Origin of the sequence: Streptomyces sp. L2 (genome assembly GCF_004124325.1) — a bacterium.
In the GTDB taxonomy this organism is placed as follows: domain Bacteria; phylum Actinomycetota; class Actinomycetes; order Streptomycetales; family Streptomycetaceae; genus Streptomyces.
Genome location: NZ_QBDT01000001.1, coordinates 493824 through 511745, shown reverse-complemented (window position 1 = coordinate 511745; position 17922 = coordinate 493824). Strand labels below are relative to the sequence as shown.

Sequence of the window (17922 nt, the reverse complement as noted above, 5' to 3'; positions counted from 1 at the left end):
CGGGCGTGGGTCCCGGCGTCCGAACGAGCCCCGCACGTGCACGGCCCTTCGCCCCGGCCCCCAGGGATCCGGGGCGAAGCCCTGTCGCCGGCCGCCCGGCGGCTCGCCCGCCTGCCTGCCGACTCGCCTGCCGGCTCGCCTGCCCGCCTGCCTGCCGGCCGGCCGGCACCTCAGGCGCCGTCGTCCCCGGTGCGGCGGCGGGTGCGGCGGTAGGCGATGCCCAGCGAACCGGCGATCAGCGCGGCGCCGAGACCGATCTCCTTGAGGTCGAACCCGCCGATGCTGCCGCCCGCCCCGGCCTCGACGCCGTGCTGGGCCGGCCGCAACGGCATCGGCCGCGCCGTACCGCCGTCCTGGGCGATGGTGAGCTGGGTCCAGCCGCTCGACCCGTCACAGCTGAACGTCACCTGGTACGCGGCCCCCGGCCGGGCGTCCCAGTCGATGACCGTGGTCGCCGTGTCCTGCCCCGGCGGGAGGCGGACCGTGTCGAAGACGCCCGAGGTGACCGTCGCGGTGCCCCGGCAGCCGCCGTCGCGGTTCAGCTGGAGGCTGACCTGGCCGCCCGCCGCCACGGTGGACGGGACGACCCGGAAACCGAACGGGGTGATGCCGTGGCCGTCACCGGCGACGGCGGTCGGCGCCGACAGGGCGAGGGCGCCGGCACTCAGCAGTGCGGCCGAAGCGACGCGTATCGCAGGCATGGTGGTTCCTCCGGTCTGTCGAGGAGCAACCGCGGACCTCTTCCGCGCGCGCCTGACCTCTGCGCCGGGAATGCGCCTCGATGACCGGAACGCTAGGAACGCCGGCCCACCCGCGCGATCGCAGTAGTGCGAATGGGGCACGGGTGTGCGCCGCCCGGGGGAATCCTTTGCGGCGGCCGGGTGAGCTTCCCGCGCCGGGCGACACCCCCAGCCGTCCGCCGCCGCAAAGAGATGGGACCGCTACGACCCGGCGTGCGGGAACAGGTTGAGGAACGGCTCCGCGGTCGTCGCGATGCCCCGGCTGAACGGGGCGTCGAAGTCCCAGATCAGGAAGAGCATGAAGGCGATGGTCGCGGAGAACACCCCGGCCAGGATCAGTTCCCGCCGGGTGCGCCGGATCTGCAGCGCGAAGACCATGCCGACGGTGATCAGCGCCCCGGTGATCAGCCCCCACCACACCACGGACGGCATGGTCGCCCCGGTGGAGTCGGCACGGGCGTTGCGCGCCTGGTCGGCGGCGGCCATCTGGTCCAGGACCGGCTGGTAGGCCTGTGCCTCGAAGTCGTTCTTCGGCTGGTAGTCCGTGACGTCCGCGCGGACCCGTGCCAGCAGTTCGGTGCCGTGCCCGGTGACCCGCTCGTGGTCGGTCATCGACTTCCACTCGGTGGTGACGACGTAGCTCACGTACGCGTCGACGTCGTCCCGGATGTGGTCACGCACGGCCGGCGGGTAGACCCGGACCCGCTCCGAGATCTCGTGCAGCGCCTGGGCCTCGGCCTGCACATGGTCCTGAGCGGCGCTGCGGGCCTCCCACACGCCCGCGATGGCCAGGCCCAGGACGATGGCGTACACGACCCCGATCCACATGGTCATGTACTCGATGACGTCCGGCGTCTCGCTGGGGTCGTCGTCCTCGGCCGCGGTCCGGTGCCGTACGAGGGTGATGACGACCACCACGGCGCAGGCCCCCAGCATCGCGAGGACGAGAACAAGCCAATCCGACAACGGGTGACTCCTTAGGTGAGCGGTCCGGCGCGTCAGCGCGGGCGCAGCGCCGCGACGGCGACGATCGCGGGAACGGTGATGAGCAGGACGTAGGTGACGGGTGTGGTCGGGTCGGGCGCCGAGTGCGGCGTGGGCCGCGCGTGGTACGCCGGGTAGCTCACCGGGGTGACGGTGGGCCGGGGGCGGGGCCTGGCCGGCGGCTTCGGCGCCGGGGCCGGCGGGGGCGGCGGCGGAGCCGGCCGGGCGGCCGGCCTCGGCGCGGGCGGGGGCTTCGGCGTCGGGGTGGGACGCGGCTTCGGAACCGGCTCGGCCGGCGGCGGCTTCCGGACCGGCGTCGGTGTGGGTACGGGCGTCGGAGTCGGCGTGGGCGCAGGGGTGGGAGTCGGCGGGCACGGCGGCGGGGTCGGCTCGGGGCACGGCGGGGGAGCGGGCCAGTGGTGATGGGGTCCGTGGGGGCCGTGACCGTGATGCCCGCGACCGTCATGGCCGCCGTGACCTCCTTGACCTCCGTGGTCACCGTGACCGTCATGGCCGCCGTGGTGCCCGTGGTCCCCGGGCGGGCCGTGGTGGCCGCCGCCGGCGACGGCCACCGCCACCGTGCCGTCGGGGCCCGTCGAGGCGTACGCGCAGGCGTCGGCCGACGCGCTGCCGACCGGGCAGCCCACGAGGGTCCACGTCAACGCCAGCAGGGCCAACGCCCGTGTGGCGGGCGCGCGTCGGGTCACTTCGGGTGCATGCACGACGACGATCATGGGCAGTCGCGAGCGGTCGCACGCCGGAGTACGGCAGGAATGATCCGAAGGAGGGATAAGACAGGATCAGCGGTTTGACGGACCAAAGGGCCGGACTGGCCGGATATGGACGTCCGTACGAGCCCGGGAGGCCGACCTGGCGCGGCCCCGGCGCGGCCCCCGGCACGGACCGGGCGCGGCCCCCGGCGCAGGTCCGCCGAAGAAAATTTCGCGCCCGTTGAACGCAACCACCCCCGCCCCGCGTACCCATGGCCGTGCGGCGGCGCACCAAGGCGAGCTGCAATTGCCATGCGAATCATGGGGAGTTGACGATGAATACCTCCTGGCGGACCGCCTCACTGGTGGCCACGGCCGCCGCGGTGCTGACGCTGACGACGGCGTGCGGTCAGGACAACACCACCACTCCGTCCTCGGCCGCCCAGAACGTCGGGGCCACGGCCGTACCGGGCGGCTACGGCAATCCGGGCACCGGTGCCGGGACGGGCGCGGGCAACGGCTACGGCGCCGACGGCAACCAGAGTTCGGCCTCCTCCGCCCCCGCGGCCCCCGTCGGCAAGCTCACCGTGGCCGCCAACCCCGACCTGGGCAACGTGGTGTCCGACGGCTCCGGCCTCACCCTGTACCGCTTCGACAAGGACACCGCGAATCCGCCCAAGTCGAACTGCGCCGGCGACTGCGCCACCACCTGGCCGCCCGTGCCCGCCGACGACGCCCAGGCCGGCGCCGGCATCGACAAGGCCCTGCTCGGCGAGGTCACCCGGGCCGACGGCGGCAAGCAGCTCACCATCGGCGGCTGGCCCGCCTACCGCTACGTCAAGGACGTCAACTCCGGTGACGTCAACGGGCAGGGCGTGGGCGGGAAGTGGTTCGCCATGGCGCCGGACGGCAAGAAGGCCAAACTGTCGGACCTGCCCGGTCTGTCCGTCCGCAAGGACCCCAAGCTCGGGGACATCGTCGTGGACAAGAACGGCATGACTGTCTACCGCTTCCTCAAGGACAAGGCGTGGCCGAAGTCCGTCTCCAACTGCTCCGGTTCCTGCCTGGAGAAGTGGCCGGCCGTCGCGCCCGTCGAGAGCGGCGACACCAAGGGCATCCAGAAGAAGGGCCTGATGGGCTTCACCAGGCCCGACGGAACCCGGCAGATGACCGTCGACTGCTGGCCGATCTACACCTTCTCCGGTGACAAGGCCGCCGGAGACACCAACGGCCAGGGTGTGGGCGGCACGTGGTACGCCGTCTCGCCCTCCGGCAAGCCGGTCGGCGCGCCCGGCAAGTAGGGATCACCCGTCCGGGCCGACCGCCCGTCCGGGCCGATCACCCGCCCGCCCGGGCACCCGACCGAAGGTCCGCCCCCTCCGCGCCGCACGGAGGGGGCGGACCGCTGTGCGCTCGCCGGACGGCGCCCGTCGTCACCCAGCGCGCACGCGCGGGCACTTCCCGCAGGCAGTGACCGGGAACGGACGGTCAATTTCCGGTTCGGGTCGCTCCATTGGCGGGCGATCAGTAGCCTCAGCTCGAACACCGGATCGCCTGTCCCTGCCGTCTACGCGTTGGAGAGATACATGGAGCGTCCCGCCTGGGCCCCCCGGAGCATCGACATCTCGGTGCCGAGCGTTTCGCGTATCTACGACTACTACCTGGGCGGTTCGCACAACTTCGAGGTCGACCGGGAAGCGGCCCGCAAGGCGATGGAGTTCCTGCCGGGCCTGCCGAAGATCATGCAGGCGAACCGGGCGTTCATGCGCCGGGCCGTGCGCTACGCCGCCGGTGAGGGCATCACCCAGTTCCTCGACATCGGTTCCGGCATCCCGACGTTCGGCAACGTCCACGAGGTGGCCCGCGCCGCCGCCCCGGACGCCCGCGTGGTCTACGTCGACCACGACCCGGTGGCCGTGGCGCACAGCCAGGCGGTCCTGGCGGGCGACGCCGCCGCTGACGTCGTCGCCGCGGACCTGCGCAAGCCGCACGAGATACTCGCCAGCCCCCAGGTGGAGCGGCTGATCGACCTGAACCGTCCAGTGGCCCTCCTCCTCGTTGCCATACTGCACTTCGTGGAAGACACGGACGACCCGCACGCCGCGGTGGCCGAGCTGCGCGCGGCACTCGCCCCCGGCAGCCTGCTGATCCTCACGCATGCCTCGTACGAGGGAATCCCGCTGCCTCCGGAGCGGGCCGAGGGCGCGGTGGACGTATACAAGGACATTCGCAACCCGCTGATCATGCGCTCGCGCGAGGAGATCGCGGGGTTCTTCGAGGGGTACGACATGGTGGAACCCGGACTGGTGCCGATGCCGCGCTGGCGCCCGGAGTCCGAGCCGGAGGACGAGGATCCGTTCGCCTACTCCGGATTCGCCGGCGTGGGGCGTACGGCGTGAGCGCGGAGCCGGACGGCCCGGAGGACAGACTGCGCCGGCTGACGACGATCTGGAGCCGGGCGCTGTTCCCGGTGACGTCGACGTCGTCGACGCGCGCCGAGTTCGAGGAACAGCTGCTCCCGCTCGCCCGCCGGCTGAGCGAGCTGCTGCGGGCCCGCGGCTTCGCCGCCGGCGAGGCGAAGGCGGTCGGCGCCGCCCTCGTCCAGGCGCACTGCACGGACCCGGAGGCGCTCGCCCGCACCCTCGACTGCGTCGATGCCTACCTGGTGCTCTACTGCGGCGGTGACGGCCCCCAGGACGAACTGCGCATCCGCTCCTCCCGGTTGCAGCACGCCATGGCCGCCGGGTACGCGGAGGCGCTGCGCGAGCGCACCCTCGCCGAGCAGGAGGCCATCGCCCAGGCCGCGCTGAAGGCCCAGGGCGTGGTCGCCCAGGCGCTGCACGCCAGCGAGGCCCGCTTCCGCGCGGTCTTCGAGGGCGCGGCCATAGGAATCGGCATCGCCGACCTCGACGGCAACATCCTCCAGGTCAACCAGGCCCTGCTGCGCATGTTCGGGCTCCCCGAGCACTCCCTGCGGGGCCGCCGGGTGACGGACTGGAAGCACTCCGAGGACGCCCCCCAGACCTGGCGGCTGTACGACGAACTCGTGCGCGGCGAACGCGAGCACTTCCACATGGAGAAGGCGTTCAACCGGCCCGACGGCACGGTCCTGTGGACCAACCTGACGGTCTCTCTGCTGCGCGACGCCGACGGCGAACCGCAGTACCAGCTCGCCCTGATGGAGGACACCACCGAACGGCGGCTGCTCAACCTCCGGCTGCGCTACGAGGCCACCCACGACGCCCTCACGGGCCTGCCCAACCGCACGCTGTTCTTCGAGCGCCTGGAGAAGGCCCTGAACGCGAGCGAGGGCCAGCGGTTCGGCCTGTGCTACCTCGATCTGGACGGCTTCAAGACCGTCAACGACAGCCTCGGGCACGCGGCCGGCGACCGGCTGCTGGTGGAGGTCGCCGACCGGCTGCAGTCCTGCGCGACCGCGCCCGGCGAGATGGTCGCCCGGCTCGGCGGCGACGAGTTCGTCGCGCTGACCACCGGCCCCGCCGGGCGGCGCACGGTCGAGGAACTCGCCGAGCAGATCATGAGCGCGCTGGTCACCCCGATCAGCATCGACGGCCGCGACCTGCTGGTCCGCGGCAGTCTCGGCATCGTGGAGGGCCCGGCCGGGGAGCGCACGGCGGCGGAGGTGCTGCGCAGCGCGGACATCACCATGTACCGGGCCAAGTCGGCGGGCGGCAACCGGATCGAGCTGGCCGACGCCGAGGCCGACGCCCGCGCCATCACCCGGCACGGTCTGACCACCGCGCTGCCGACGGCCCTGGACCGCGGCGAGTTCTTCATCGAGTACCAGCCGCTGGTGCACCTCGGCGACGGCAGCGTCCGGGGCGCCGAGGCGCTGGTCCGCTGGCTGCACCCGCAGCACGGCATCCTCGGCCCCGACAGGTTCATCCCGCTCGCCGAGCACACCGGCCTGATCGTGCCGCTCGGCCGCTGGGTCCTGGAGGAGTCCGTCCGGCAGGCCCGCACGTGGCGCGAGCGGTACGGCGAGCACACCGCGGGCGGCCCGCTGCGCATCAACGTCAACCTCTCGCCCTGCCAGCTCACCCATCCCGGCCTCGTCCAGGACACCGTCGACATCCTCGAACGCGCCGGCGTCGCCCCGGACGCCCTCTGCCTGGAAGTCACCGAGTCCGCCCTGATCGGCGCCGACGACGACCTCCTCAAACCCCTGCGCCGACTGGCCGAGATGGGCGTCGACATCGCCCTCGACGACTTCGGCACCGGCTACTCCAACCTCGCCAACCTGCGCCGCCTCCCGGTGAGCATCCTCAAACTGGACCGCTCCTTCACCCAGGGCATGCAGCAGTTCCCGGCGGACCCCGTCGACCTCAAGATCGTCGAAGGCATCGTCTCCCTCGCCCACAGCCTCGACCTCACGGTCACCGTCGAGGGCGTCGAAACAGGAGCCCAGGCCGAACAACTCCGCATACTGGGCTGCGACACAGCCCAAGGCTGGTACTACGCCCGCCCGGGCCCCCCAGACCGCCTGCACGACCTGGCCCTGGCAGACGCAACAGGCTGAAGCAGCCCAGGAGACGGCGCCCGCTCACCCGGAGAGGGCGGCACCCCCCCGTAGCCAGCCGAGGGTGCCCTCTCAACCCCGAGAGGGCGCAACTCCTCAGGGGCGAGGGGCTGTATCGATATGCGGCTCCGCGCGCGGGCGCGACAAGCCAAGTGACGGTGCCTTCTCACCCCGAGACGGCCCAACCCCCAAGGGGCGCGGGGAACTGCGCGACAAGCCACAACGCACCCGCACCCGGGATCACACAGGCACCACGCAGAACGCACCCGGCGAAAAGCTACCCACCCCGCTCAATCAACATCCGCTGAAGCTCCCGCGCAGCCCTCGGCGGAGCCACATCACTGCGGTGCGCCAGCGCGATCACCCGGTCCAGCCCCGGCCGTGCCAACGGAGTCACCCGAAGCCCGGTACCGGCCCGCGCAGCGACCATCCGCGGCACCACGGCCACCCCCAGCCCCGCCCGCACGAACCCCAGCACCGCGTCCATCTCGCCCCCCTCCACCGCGAACTCCGGCTCGAACCCCGCGGAGCGACACGCGGCGACGGTCAGCTCCCGCAGGTCGTACCCGTGCCGGAACATCACCAGCCGCTCACCCTCCAGATCAGCGATGCCGACCACGCGCCCGCCGTGCCCCGGCGCCGGCGCCTCCGGTGAGGACACCACGACCAGGTCCTCCCGCAGCAGCTCCACGGTGGTCAGCGCGGGCGCCGGCGCCGGCAGCGGCAGCACGACCAGCGCGAGGTCCAGCGCACCGCGCGCCAGCTCCCGGACCAGGTCGTGCGAGCCGCCCTCCTCGACCAGCAGCCGGACGCCCGGGTAGCGGTCGTGGAAGGCGCGCAGCACGTCCGGCAGCAGCCCCGTGCACAGACTCGGCGTCGCGCCGAGCCGTACCCGCCCGCGCCGCAGCTGCGCCAGTTCCTGCACCTCCTGCCGCGCCGTGTCCGCGTCCGCGAGGATCCGCCGGGCCAGCGGCAGCAGCGCCTCGCCCGCCGCCGTGAGGGTGATGTTGCCCCGGGCGCGCAGGAACAGATCGGCGCCCAGCTCCCGCTCCAGCGCCTTGATCTGCTGCGACAACGACGGCTGGGCGACATGGACCAGCTCGGCGGCCCGGGTGAAGTGCCGGGTCTCGGCGACCGCGACGAAGTACTGGAGCTGCTGGAACTGCATGAGGCCAGCATAGCCATAGGCTATGGAAACAAGCCGGACCATGTCTTGGACCGATCGCGCCCTCCGGCCCTAGCGTGCTGTGTCATGGCTCTGGTAACGCGGACGGACCGACGGCCGTCCATGGCGCGGACCGTGTGGGACTCCACCGTCGGCAAGAAGACCGTCATGGCGGTCAGCGGCATGATCATGCTGCTGTACCTGATCGCGCACGTGATCGGCAACCTGAAGATCTTCTTCGGGGCGGGGGAGTTCAACCACTACGCGCACTGGCTGCGCACGGTCGGCGAGCCCTTCATGCACTACGAGTGGACGCTGTGGCTGATCCGCGTTGTCCTGATCGTCGCGGTCGTGGCGCACGCGGTCTCCGCGTACCAGCTCAGCCGCCGCGACCTCAAGGCCCGCCCCAGCCGGTACGTCCACAGCAGGCCCAGGGCGAGCTACGCCACCCGCACCATGCGCTGGGGCGGCATCATCCTCGCCCTGTTCATCGTCTGGCACATCCTGGACCTGACCACCGGAACCGTGCACTCCGGCGGCTTCCAGGAGGGCCACCCGTACCAGAACGTCGTGGACACCTTCTCCACCTGGTACGGCGACGTGATCTACATCGTGGCCATGCTGGCGCTCGGCCTGCACATCCGGCACGGCTTCTGGAGCGCCGCCCAGACCCTCGGCGTCGGCAGCCGCAGGCGCGACCGCACCCTGAAGACCGTCGCCAACGTTCTCGCAGTACTGCTCACGGCCGGCTTCATCGCCGTACCCGTGGGCGTGATGACCGGAGTGGTGAGCTGACATGACCTCCTACGCCGACTACGCGACCGGTGACCCGGTCGCCGACACCAAGGCCCCGGCCGGACCGATCCACGAGCGCTGGGACAGGCGCCGCTTCGAGGCCAGGCTCGTCAACCCCACCAACCGGCGCGGCAAGACGGTCATCGTCGTCGGCACCGGACTCGCGGGCGGCTCCGCCGGCGCGACCCTGGCCGAACAGGGCTACCACGTCGTCCAGTTCTGCTACCAGGACTCCCCGCGCCGCGCCCACTCCATCGCCGCGCAAGGAGGCATCAACGCGGCGAAGAACTACCGCAACGACGGCGACTCGGTCCACCGCCTGTTCTACGACACCGTCAAGGGCGGCGACTTCCGCTCCCGCGAGTCCAACGTGCACCGCCTCGCCCAGATCTCGGTGGAGATCATCGACCAGTGCGTGGCCCAGGGCGTGCCGTTCGCCCGCGAGTACGGCGGCCTGCTCGACACGCGTTCCTTCGGCGGCGTCCAGGTCTCCCGCACCTTCTACGCCCGCGGCCAGACGGGCCAGCAGCTCCTCCTCGGCGCCTACCAGGCGCTGTCCCGGCAGATCGCGGCCGGCAACGTGGAGATGCACCCGCGCACCGAGATGCTCGACCTGATCACCGTCGACGGCCGGGCCCGCGGCATCGTCGCCCGCGACCTGGTCACCGGGAGGATCGACACCTACTTCGCCGACGCCGTCGTCCTGGCCTCCGGCGGCTACGGAAACGTCTTCTACCTCTCGACCAACGCCATGAACTCCAACGCGACGGCCGTATGGCGGGCGCACCGGCGCGGCGCGTACTTCGCCAACCCCTGCTTCACCCAGATCCACCCCACCTGCATCCCGCGCACCGGCGACCACCAGTCCAAGCTGACCCTGATGAGCGAGTCGCTGCGCAACGACGGCCGCATCTGGGTGCCCAGGGCCAAGGGCGACACCCGCCCGCCCCACCAGATCCCCGAGGACGAGCGCGACTACTACCTGGAGCGCGTCTACCCCTCCTTCGGCAACCTGGTGCCCCGCGACATCGCCTCCCGCGCCGCGAAGAACGTCTGCGACGAGGGCAGGGGAGTGGGCCCCGGCGGCCAGGGCGTCTACCTGGACTTCGCCGACGCCATCCAGCGGATGGGCAGGAAGAGGGTCGAGGAGAAGTACGGCAACCTCTTCGAGATGTACGAGCGGATCACCGCGGAGAACCCCTACGAGGTGCCGATGCGGATCTACCCCGCCGTGCACTACACGATGGGCGGCCTGTGGGTCGACTACGACCTCCAGACCACGATCCCCGGCCTGTTCGCGGTCGGCGAGGCCAACTTCTCCGACCACGGCGCCAACCGCCTCGGCGCCTCCGCCCTCATGCAGGGCCTCGCCGACGGCTACTTCGTCCTGCCGGCCACCATCAACGACTATCTGGCCCGCAACCCGCTCGACGACGGCCTCACCGCCGACCACCCCGTCGTCCAGGACGTGCTGGCGGAGACCGAGGACCGTCTCAACCTGCTCCTCTCCGTCGACGGCGACCGCACCCCCGACTCCTTCCACCGCGAACTCGGCGAACTCATGTGGGAGTTCTGCGGCATGGCCCGCACCGACACCGGGCTGCGCAAGGCCCTGGAACGCATCCCCCAGATCCGCGAGGAGTTCTGGCGGCGCGTCAAGGTCCCCGGCAGCGGCGAGGAACTCAACCAGGCCCTGGAGAAGGCCAACCGCATCGTCGACTACCTCGAACTCGCCGAGCTGACCTGCCTCGACGCACTGCACCGCACCGAGTCCTGCGGCGGCCACTTCCGCGAGGAGTCCCAGACCCCCGACGGCGAGGCGGCCCGCAAGGACGGCGAGTTCGGCTACACGGCCGCCTGGGAGTTCACGGGCACCGGCGAGGCCCCCACCCTGCACAAGGAAGACCTGGTCTTCGAGTACGTCCACCCCACCCAGCGGAGCTACGCATGAGGCTCACCCTGCGCGTCTGGCGGCAGAAGAACGCCGACGCCGACGGCGCCATGTCCACCTACGACGTGGACGGCATCTCACCCGACATGTCCTTCCTGGAGATGCTGGACGTCCTCAACGAACAGCTCATCCTCGGCGGCGAGGAACCGGTCGCCTTCGACCACGACTGCCGCGAGGGCATCTGCGGCGCGTGCAGCCTCGTCATCAACGGCGACGCGCACGGCCCCGAACGCACCACCACCTGCCAGTTGCACATGCGGTCCTTCCGCGACGGCGACACGATCGACGTCGAACCCTGGCGGGCCTCCGCGTTCCCGGTCGTCAAGGACCTCGTCGTCGACCGGTCCGCCTTCGACCGGATCATCCAGGCCGGCGGCTACGTCACCGCCCCGACCGGCTCCGCACCCGAGGCCCACGCGACGCCCGTGCCCAAGGCGGACGCCGAGTCCGCGTTCGAGCACGCGGAGTGCATCGGGTGCGGGGCGTGTGTGGCCGCGTGTCCCAACGGGGCGGCGATGCTGTTCACTTCGGCGAAGGTGAACCACTTGAACGTGCTACCGCAGGGGGCGCCGGAGCGGGAGACGCGGGTGCTGGACATGGTGGCGCAGATGGACGCCGAGGGGTTCGGGGGGTGCACGCTGGCGGGCGAGTGTGCCACCGCTTGTCCCAAGGGGATTCCGCTTGTCTCCATCACGAGCATGAACAAGGAGTGGTTGCGGGCTGCCCGGAAGGTAGGTAAGCGGTAGCGCCGTTCGGGGGTGCGGGCCCCGCTGTGGCTGGTCGCGCCCACGCGGCGGAGCCGCTGTCAGACACAGCCCCGCGCCCCTTTCGGGGCGCTGTTGTGGACGTTCGTCGTAGTGGCGGACGGGCGGGGTCGGGTGTGGTGCTCATTCCCGGCCCCGTCTGGCTTTCGTCGGCAGGGTCAGGGCATGACTCGCGCCAGGTACGGTGCCGTCGCGCTGCCTTCTGCCGCCGCCACCTCGGACGGTGGGCCGGACGCGATGATGCGGCCGCCCCGGTCGCCGCCGCCCGGGCCGAGGTCGATGATCCAGTCGGCGTCCGCGGCCACCGTCATGTCGTGCTCGACCACGACGACGGTGTGGCCGGCGTCGACCAGGGCGTGCAGCCTGTCCATCAGGACCTCGACGTCGGCCGGGTGCAGGCCGGTCGTCGGCTCGTCCAGGAGGTAGAGGGTGTGGCCGCGGCGGCCCCGCTGGAGTTCGCTCGCCAGCTTGATGCGTTGCGCCTCGCCGCCGGACAGCTCGGTGGCGGGCTGGCCCAGCCGCAGGTAGCCGAGGCCCACGTCGAGCAGCGCGGCCAGGCTGCGGGCCGCCGCCGGCGTGTCCGCGAAGAACTCCGCCGCGCCCTCCACCGTCAGGTCCAGGACCTCGGCGATGTTCCGTCCCCGGTACGTGACGTTGAGGGTCTCCGGGTTGTAGCGGGCGCCCGCGCAGTCCGGGCAGGGCGCGTAGGTGCTCGGCAGGAAGAGGAGTTCCACGCTGACGAAGCCCTCGCCCTGGCAGGTCTCGCAGCGGCCGCCCGCGACGTTGAAGGAGAACCGGCCGACGCCGTACCCGCGTTCCCGTGCGTCGTCGGTGGCGGCGAACACCTTGCGTACGACGTCGAACAGGCCGGTGTAGGTGGCCAGGTTGGAGCGCGGGGTGCGGCCGATGGGCCGCTGGTCCACCCGGACCAGCCGGTCCACGCCCGTGAGGTCCTCGGTCAGCGCGCCGAGCAGGGTGGACTTGCCCGAGCCGGACACACCCGTGACCGCCGTGAACGCGCCGAGCGGGAACCCGGCCGTCACCTCCCGCAGGTTGTGCCGGGTCACCGGACCGACCTGGAGCCAGCCGCGCGGCTCACGGACCTCACGAGCCGGTCCGGGCGCCTCGTCGAAGAGGTGGCGTGCCGTCGCCGAGTCCTCGACCGAGGCGAGTTCGGCCACCGGCCCGCTGTAGAGCACCCGCCCGCCGTGCTCGCCCGCGCCCGGGCCGACGTCCACCACCCAGTCGGCGCCGCGCACCACCTCCAGCTGGTGCTCCACGACGAACACCGAGTTCCCGGCCGCCTTGAGCCGGTCCAGCACCGCCAGCAGCGCCTCGGTGTCGGCCGGGTGCAGTCCCGCCGAGGGCTCGTCCAGGACGTACACCACGCCGAACAGCCCGGAGCGCAACTGGGTGGCCAGTCGCAGCCGTTGCAGCTCGCCGGCGGAGAGGGCGGGGGTCGCCCGGTCGAGGCTGAGGTAACCGAGTCCCAGCTCGACGACCGGCGTGATCCGGGACTTCAGGTCCTCGGTGAGGACGCGGGCCGTCTCCGAGTCGCCGTGCAGCAGCCCGGCCAGGCCGGTCAGGGGCATGGCGGCCAGCTCGGCGATGGTCCGGCCGGCGAAGGTGACGGCGAGCGCCTCGGGCCGCAGTCTGCTGCCGCCGCACGCAGGGCAGGGGACGGCGGTCAGGAAGCGTTCCGCCTTGACTCGCAGCGTGGGAGACTTGGTGTCCGAGAAGGTCTTGAGCACATAGCGCCGGGCGCTCATGTACGTGCCCTGGTAAGGGCGTTGGATGCGGTCGGCGTCCCGGACGGGGTGCACGGTGACGACCGGCTGCTCGTCCGTGAACAGGATCCACTCCCGTGCCTCGGCGGGCAGTTCGCGCCAGGGCCGGTCCACGTCGTACCCGAGCGCGTCGAGGATGTCCCGCAGGTTCTTGCCCTGCCAGGCACCCGGCCAGGCGGCGATCGCGCCCTCGCGGATCGACAGCCCGGGGTCGGGGACCAGCAACTCCTCGCTGGTGCGGTGCACTTGGCCGAGGCCCTGGCACTCGGGGCACGCGCCGGCCGCCGTGTTCGGCGAGAACGCGTCGGAGTCGAGACTCTCGGCGCCCGGGGGATAGGTCCCGGCGCGGGAGAACAGCATGCGCAGGGAGTTGGAGAGGTTGGTGACCGTGCCGACGGAGGAGCGCGCGGTGGGGGCCGAGCGGCGCTGCTGCAGCGACACCGCGGGCGGCAGCCCGGTGATCTCACCGACCTTGGGCGCCCCGACCTGGTGGATCAGCCTGCGCGCGTACGGCGCGACCGACTCGAAGTAGCGTCGCTGGGCCTCGGCATAGACGGTGCCGAACGCCAGGGACGACTTCCCCGAGCCGGACACGCCGGTGAACACGGCCAGCACATCCCGGGGGATGTCCACGTCGACGCCCCGGAGATTGTGCTCACGGGCGCCGCGGACGCGGACGTACGGATCGTGGGGGCTGTGCACTACCCGCTACGGCTGCGGAGGCTGGTCCTGGTCCCTCCTGAGCTGCTCATTCAGCTTGTCCTGCGCGGTGTCGACCTGCGAGCTGTACTTGCCCTGGGTGCGCTCGTCGAGCATGTCGCCACCCTTGTCGATGCCCTTGCTGGCCTGGTCTTCGTGGCCCTTGAGCATTTGCTTGAGCTTGTCCATGACGGACATGGCAGCCCTCCTCGTAGCTTGAGGCTTCCCCTCCAGGGTCACCGCCCCGCGCCGGGTTCGCATCTCGAGACGGCGGCGAGCCGCCGGTAGGAGTCCAGCAGGGCCGTACGGTCGTAGCTGCTCGTCGTCACGAGCACCTCGTCCGCGCCCGTCTCCTTCAGCACGGACTCCAGTTCGTCCGCGACCTCTTCCTCGGTGCCGGCGATGTGCCCGGCGAGCGCGGCGTCGTACAGCTCGCGCTCCTTCGCGGTCATCGTGCGCCGCTCGATGTCGTCGGCCGGTGCCAGCGGCGGGAACGTGCCGTGCGTGCGCGCGTGTGCCGCCGCCCACGCCTCCGGCACCAGCAGCCGGCGCGCCTCCCGCGAGGTCGCCGCGACCGCGACCGAACCGGAGATCACCACGTACGGCTCCGGCGCCCAGGGCGACGCCCGGAACGCCGAGCGGTAGACGTCGATGCCGCGCAGCATCCGCTCACGGTCGCGCAGGTCACCGATGACCATCGGCAGCCCCGCGTCGGCGGCGATCCGCGCGCCCTCGCCCATGGCCAGCAGGTACGGCGGCACGCGCAGGCCCTCCGCAGGGCGGGCCCGCACCCCCGTGGGTGAGGTCCCCGCGAACCAGCCGAGCAGCTCGGCGACCTGTGTGGCGAAGTCCTCCGCGTCGTCCTTGTCCCGGCCCAGCGCCTTGCGCACCCCGCCGGTGAAGCCCACCGAACGTCCGAGGCCCATGTCGATCCGGCCCGGGAACAGCGACTCCAGCACGCCGAACTGCTCTGCGACGACGAGGGGTTGGTGGTTGGGCAGCATGACCCCGCCCGTGCCGACGCGGATCGTTCGGGTGGCGGCGGCCACGGCCGCGGCCAGCACGGTCGGCGCGGACCCGGCGACCCCGGGCACGCCGTGGTGCTCCGAGACCCAGAAGCGGTGGTAGCCGAGCGCCTCCGCCTCCCGGGCCAGCGCGACGGTGTCCCGCAGCGCCTCCGCGGGCGGGCGGCCCTCCCGGATGCGGGAGCGGTCCAGGACGGAGAACGGGGTCCGGGCGATCAGTGCACTCACACCAGGGTTCAACACCGCGGCCGCCCCAGGATTCCCGAAGCCCCACGCCCGAGCACCGCTGGCTAGTGCCCCAACAGGCGACGTTCGCCCCGTCGCGACGCCCGGCACGCCCTCTCGACGCACCGGCCGAAAGCCCAAGTACATCCAGTACGAGGACTTCCGGCCGGCACACCGAGAGCACGCACCGGACGCCGCTCCTTCACGGGCAAACGTCGCCTGCCGGGGCACTAGGGTGGGCCCGTGACCGACAGCCAGCAGCGGCCGCTCGCCGTGTTCGACCTCGACAACACCCTCGCCGACACCGCGCACCGCCAGCACTTCCTGACGGAGCGGCCGCGGAACTGGGACGCGTTCTTCGCCGCCGCGCCGCACGACCCGCCGCTCGCCGAGGGCGTCGCCCTCGCGCTCGACAGCGCGCGGGAGTGCGACCTCGTGTACCTCACCGGGCGGCCCGAGCGCTGCCGGCGCGACACCGTGGACTGGCTCGCCGCCCATGGCCTGCCCGAGGGGCCGGTGCACATGCGGGGCAACGCCGACCGCAGGCCCGCCCGGTACACCAAGCTGGAGATCCTGCGGCGGCTCGCGCGTGAGCGGGAGATCCGGGTCCTCGTCGACGACGACGCGCTCGTCTGCGACGACGCGGAGGCCGCCGGATTCACCGTCGTACGGGCACGGTGGACCGGCCGGTCCACCGTGCTGGAGGACGTCCAGGAGCGCGAGGGGCGCACCTGACGCCAGGAGCCGGGGCGGGGGCGGGGGCGGCGCGGGGTCAGCCCTCGTCGTCGATGCGGAACCCCACCTTCAGACCCACCTGCCAGTGCTCGATCTGCCCGTTCTCGATCTGGCCCCGGACCTGGGTCACCTCGAACCAGTCCAGGTTGCGCAGGGTCTGGCCGGCACGGTTGATGCCGTTGCGGACGGCCTGGTCGACGCCCTCGTGGGAGGTGCCGACGATCTCGGTGACCCGGTAGGTGTGGTTCGACATTCGGGTTGCTCCTCTCCGCCGTGCGGCGGGGCCGGCCGGCCGCGTCCGGACACGCCGTGCCGGACGCCGCACGTCCGCCGTGACGGACATGTCACGGCTCACTCCACGGTGCCGTATCCGCGCCCGGTCCGCGAGGCGTCGCCCCCGGATCATCGATAGGCACTTGACGTCCGCATTGGTCCATACCAAACTCCAGCCACACCCGTACGAGCCTCCGGACTCGCCCCCCCCACGCCGGGCCCCCTTCCCTGTCCGCACCACCCAGACAGAACAGGACCCCTCGTGAGACGTCGTCTGCTCGCACTCCTCTGTGTCACCGGCTCCCTCGTCAGCGGCTGCGGGCTGCTGCCGGGCGGGCACGACCGGCAGACCGTCACGGTGTGGCTGATGAAGGGCAGCGCCTCCCCGCAGTTCCTCCAGCGCTTCACCGAGGACTTCGAACGCGCCCACAGCGACCTCCGCCTCGACATCCGCATCCAGGAATGGACCGGCATCGGGGCGAAGGTGCACACGGCGCTGAAGGCCGAGTCCGGGAAGGGCCCGGACGTCATCGAGGTCGGCAACACGCAGGTGTCGCAGTACGTCGACGACGGCCGGCTCACCGACCTGACCCTGGAGTCGATGCGCGACTGGGGCAGCCAGGACTGGCTGCCCGGCCTCGCCGCCCCCGGCAAGGACGGCGGCCAGCAGTACGGCATCCCCTGGTACGCGGCCAACCGCGTCGTCGTCTACCGCAAGGACCTCTTCGAGCAGGCCGGCATCACCACCCCGCCCAGGACACGCGCGCAGTGGATCGCCGACACCGAGAAGCTGAACACGGGCGGCCGGCAGGGCATCTACCTCGCCGGACAGGACTGGTACACCCTGGCCGGGTTCGTCTGGGACGAGGGCGGCGACCTCGCCGTGCAGCGCGAGAACCGCTGGCAGGGGACCCTGGACACCCCGGCCGCGCTGCGCGGGATGGAGTTCTACCGGAAGCTGCAGGCCCTGGGCCGGGGCCCGGCGGACTCCGACGAGGAACACCCGCCGCAGGCCAAGGTGTTCGCCGCCGGCGGCGTCGCGCAGATCATCGGCGTACCCGGGCTCGCCCAGTCCATCGTGCAGCAGAACCCGGATCTGAAGGGCGAACTCGGGTTCTTCCCGGTCCCGGGCAAGACCGCCGCCCGGCCCGGCACCGTCTTCACCGGCGGCTCCGACCTCGTCGTCCCGCAGAACACCGACATCCCGTACGCGGCGACCGCCGTCGTCGGGGCGCTCACCGGCGCGAAGTGGGACACCGAACTCGCCCGCACCATGAACTACGTGCCCAACAAGCCGTCGCTGGCGGGCAAGGTGGCCGGCGAGCAGGGGGTCGCCGCCATGGCGGCGGGCGCCGCGCACGGCCGGGCGACCCCCAACACGCCCGACTGGGCCGCCGTCGAGGCGGACAACCCGATCAAGGGCTACATGACCAAGGTGCTGGGCGGGGCGGACCCGGCGACCGAGGCCCGCGGCGCCTCGCACAAGATCACCGAACTGCTCACCCCGCAGCTGTAGTCCGGGCAGCCCA

17 protein-coding genes are annotated in these 17922 nt (G+C 72.0%); 9 read left to right on the top strand and 8 right to left on the bottom strand.

Going from position 1 to position 17922, the window contains the following annotated elements:
* Window positions 1–170: 170 nt before the first annotated feature.
* The 3 genes from DBP14_RS02340 to DBP14_RS37220 all read right to left on the bottom strand — a co-directional run bounded on the left by DBP14_RS02340 (window position 171) and on the right by DBP14_RS37220 (window position 1867).
* Window positions 171–701 (bottom strand): hypothetical protein, encoded by a 531-nt coding sequence (locus DBP14_RS02340; protein ID WP_129305383.1) that lies wholly within the window; start codon window positions 699–701, stop codon window positions 171–173.
* A gap of 240 nt (window positions 702–941) precedes the next feature.
* A complete protein-coding gene (locus DBP14_RS02335) occupies window positions 942–1706 on the bottom strand; it encodes a DUF4239 domain-containing protein (protein ID WP_129305382.1) in 765 nt (254 codons plus the stop codon).
* Between the two features lie 32 nt (window positions 1707–1738).
* Complete coding sequence (locus DBP14_RS37220; RefSeq protein ID WP_277752683.1) at window positions 1739–1867, bottom strand: hypothetical protein; 129 nt, start codon at window positions 1865–1867, stop codon at window positions 1739–1741.
* 4 nt (window positions 1868–1871) lie between these two features.
* On the opposite strand from DBP14_RS37220, the gene DBP14_RS36340 reads away from it, so the two are divergent.
* The 4 genes from DBP14_RS36340 to DBP14_RS02315 all read left to right on the top strand — a co-directional run bounded on the left by DBP14_RS36340 (window position 1872) and on the right by DBP14_RS02315 (window position 6974).
* Complete coding sequence (locus DBP14_RS36340) at window positions 1872–2147, top strand: hypothetical protein (RefSeq protein WP_206739191.1); 276 nt, start codon at window positions 1872–1874, stop codon at window positions 2145–2147.
* Window positions 2148–2769: 622 nt separating this feature from the next.
* Window positions 2770–3735 carry an SCO0930 family lipoprotein gene (locus DBP14_RS02325; RefSeq protein WP_129305380.1) on the top strand — a complete coding sequence of 322 codons (966 nt, stop codon included), beginning with the start codon at window positions 2770–2772 and terminating at the stop codon, window positions 3733–3735.
* 285 nt (window positions 3736–4020) lie between these two features.
* Window positions 4021–4833, top strand: a complete 813-nt coding sequence (locus tag DBP14_RS02320) for an SAM-dependent methyltransferase (protein ID WP_129305379.1) — start codon at window positions 4021–4023, stop codon at window positions 4831–4833.
* Entirely contained in the window at window positions 4830–6974 is a 2145-nt protein-coding gene (locus DBP14_RS02315; protein ID WP_129305378.1) for an EAL domain-containing protein, read from the top strand. Before DBP14_RS02320 ends, DBP14_RS02315 begins: the two co-directional genes overlap by 4 nt.
* 277 nt (window positions 6975–7251) lie before the next feature.
* On the opposite strand, the gene DBP14_RS02310 is transcribed toward DBP14_RS02315, so the two are convergent.
* A complete protein-coding gene (locus DBP14_RS02310) occupies window positions 7252–8142 on the bottom strand; it encodes a LysR family transcriptional regulator (RefSeq protein WP_129305377.1) in 891 nt (296 codons plus the stop codon).
* A gap of 120 nt (window positions 8143–8262) precedes the next feature.
* On the opposite strand from DBP14_RS02310, the gene DBP14_RS02305 reads away from it, so the two are divergent.
* Genes DBP14_RS02305 through DBP14_RS02295 form a run of 3 tightly spaced genes read left to right on the top strand, consistent with a single transcriptional unit; the run spans window position 8263 to window position 11631 of the window.
* Window positions 8263–8934: a succinate dehydrogenase gene (locus DBP14_RS02305; protein ID WP_129311634.1), complete on the top strand. Its 672-nt coding sequence runs from the start codon at window positions 8263–8265 to the stop codon at window positions 8932–8934.
* A 1-nt stretch (window position 8935) separates the two neighbouring features.
* Window positions 8936–10885, top strand: a complete 1950-nt coding sequence (locus tag DBP14_RS02300; protein WP_129305376.1) for a fumarate reductase/succinate dehydrogenase flavoprotein subunit — start codon at window positions 8936–8938, stop codon at window positions 10883–10885.
* Entirely contained in the window at window positions 10882–11631 is a 750-nt protein-coding gene (locus DBP14_RS02295; RefSeq protein ID WP_129305375.1) for a succinate dehydrogenase/fumarate reductase iron-sulfur subunit, read from the top strand. Before DBP14_RS02300 ends, DBP14_RS02295 begins: the two co-directional genes overlap by 4 nt.
* A gap of 176 nt (window positions 11632–11807) precedes the next feature.
* On the opposite strand, the gene DBP14_RS02290 is transcribed toward DBP14_RS02295, so the two are convergent.
* From DBP14_RS02290 to DBP14_RS02280, 3 genes are read right to left on the bottom strand one after another with little or no spacing between them, the layout of a single operon-like run.
* Window positions 11808–14138: an excinuclease ABC subunit UvrA gene (locus tag DBP14_RS02290; protein ID WP_129305374.1), complete on the bottom strand. Its 2331-nt coding sequence runs from the start codon at window positions 14136–14138 to the stop codon at window positions 11808–11810.
* Between the two features lie 6 nt (window positions 14139–14144).
* Complete coding sequence (locus tag DBP14_RS02285; protein ID WP_129305373.1) at window positions 14145–14333, bottom strand: antitoxin; 189 nt, start codon at window positions 14331–14333, stop codon at window positions 14145–14147.
* A 38-nt stretch (window positions 14334–14371) separates the two neighbouring features.
* The gene (locus tag DBP14_RS02280; protein ID WP_129305372.1) at window positions 14372–15388 is read right to left on the bottom strand and encodes an LLM class flavin-dependent oxidoreductase; all 1017 of its coding nucleotides are present in this window, start codon (window positions 15386–15388) and stop codon (window positions 14372–14374) included.
* A 240-nt stretch (window positions 15389–15628) separates the two neighbouring features.
* Between DBP14_RS02280 and DBP14_RS02270 the strand changes: the two genes are divergently transcribed.
* Window positions 15629–16120, top strand: a complete 492-nt coding sequence (locus tag DBP14_RS02270; protein WP_129305370.1) for a hypothetical protein — start codon at window positions 15629–15631, stop codon at window positions 16118–16120.
* 37 nt (window positions 16121–16157) lie between these two features.
* Here the strand turns inward: DBP14_RS02270 and DBP14_RS02265 are convergent, their stop codons facing one another.
* Window positions 16158–16373, bottom strand: coding sequence for a dodecin (locus DBP14_RS02265; RefSeq protein WP_129305369.1), 216 nt, complete (start codon window positions 16371–16373; stop codon window positions 16158–16160).
* 282 nt (window positions 16374–16655) lie between these two features.
* Here DBP14_RS02265 and DBP14_RS02260 point away from each other — a divergent pair, with 282 nt between their 5' ends.
* Window positions 16656–17909, top strand: a complete 1254-nt coding sequence (locus DBP14_RS02260; protein ID WP_129305368.1) for an extracellular solute-binding protein — start codon at window positions 16656–16658, stop codon at window positions 17907–17909.
* The last annotated feature ends 13 nt before the right edge of the window (window positions 17910–17922 follow it).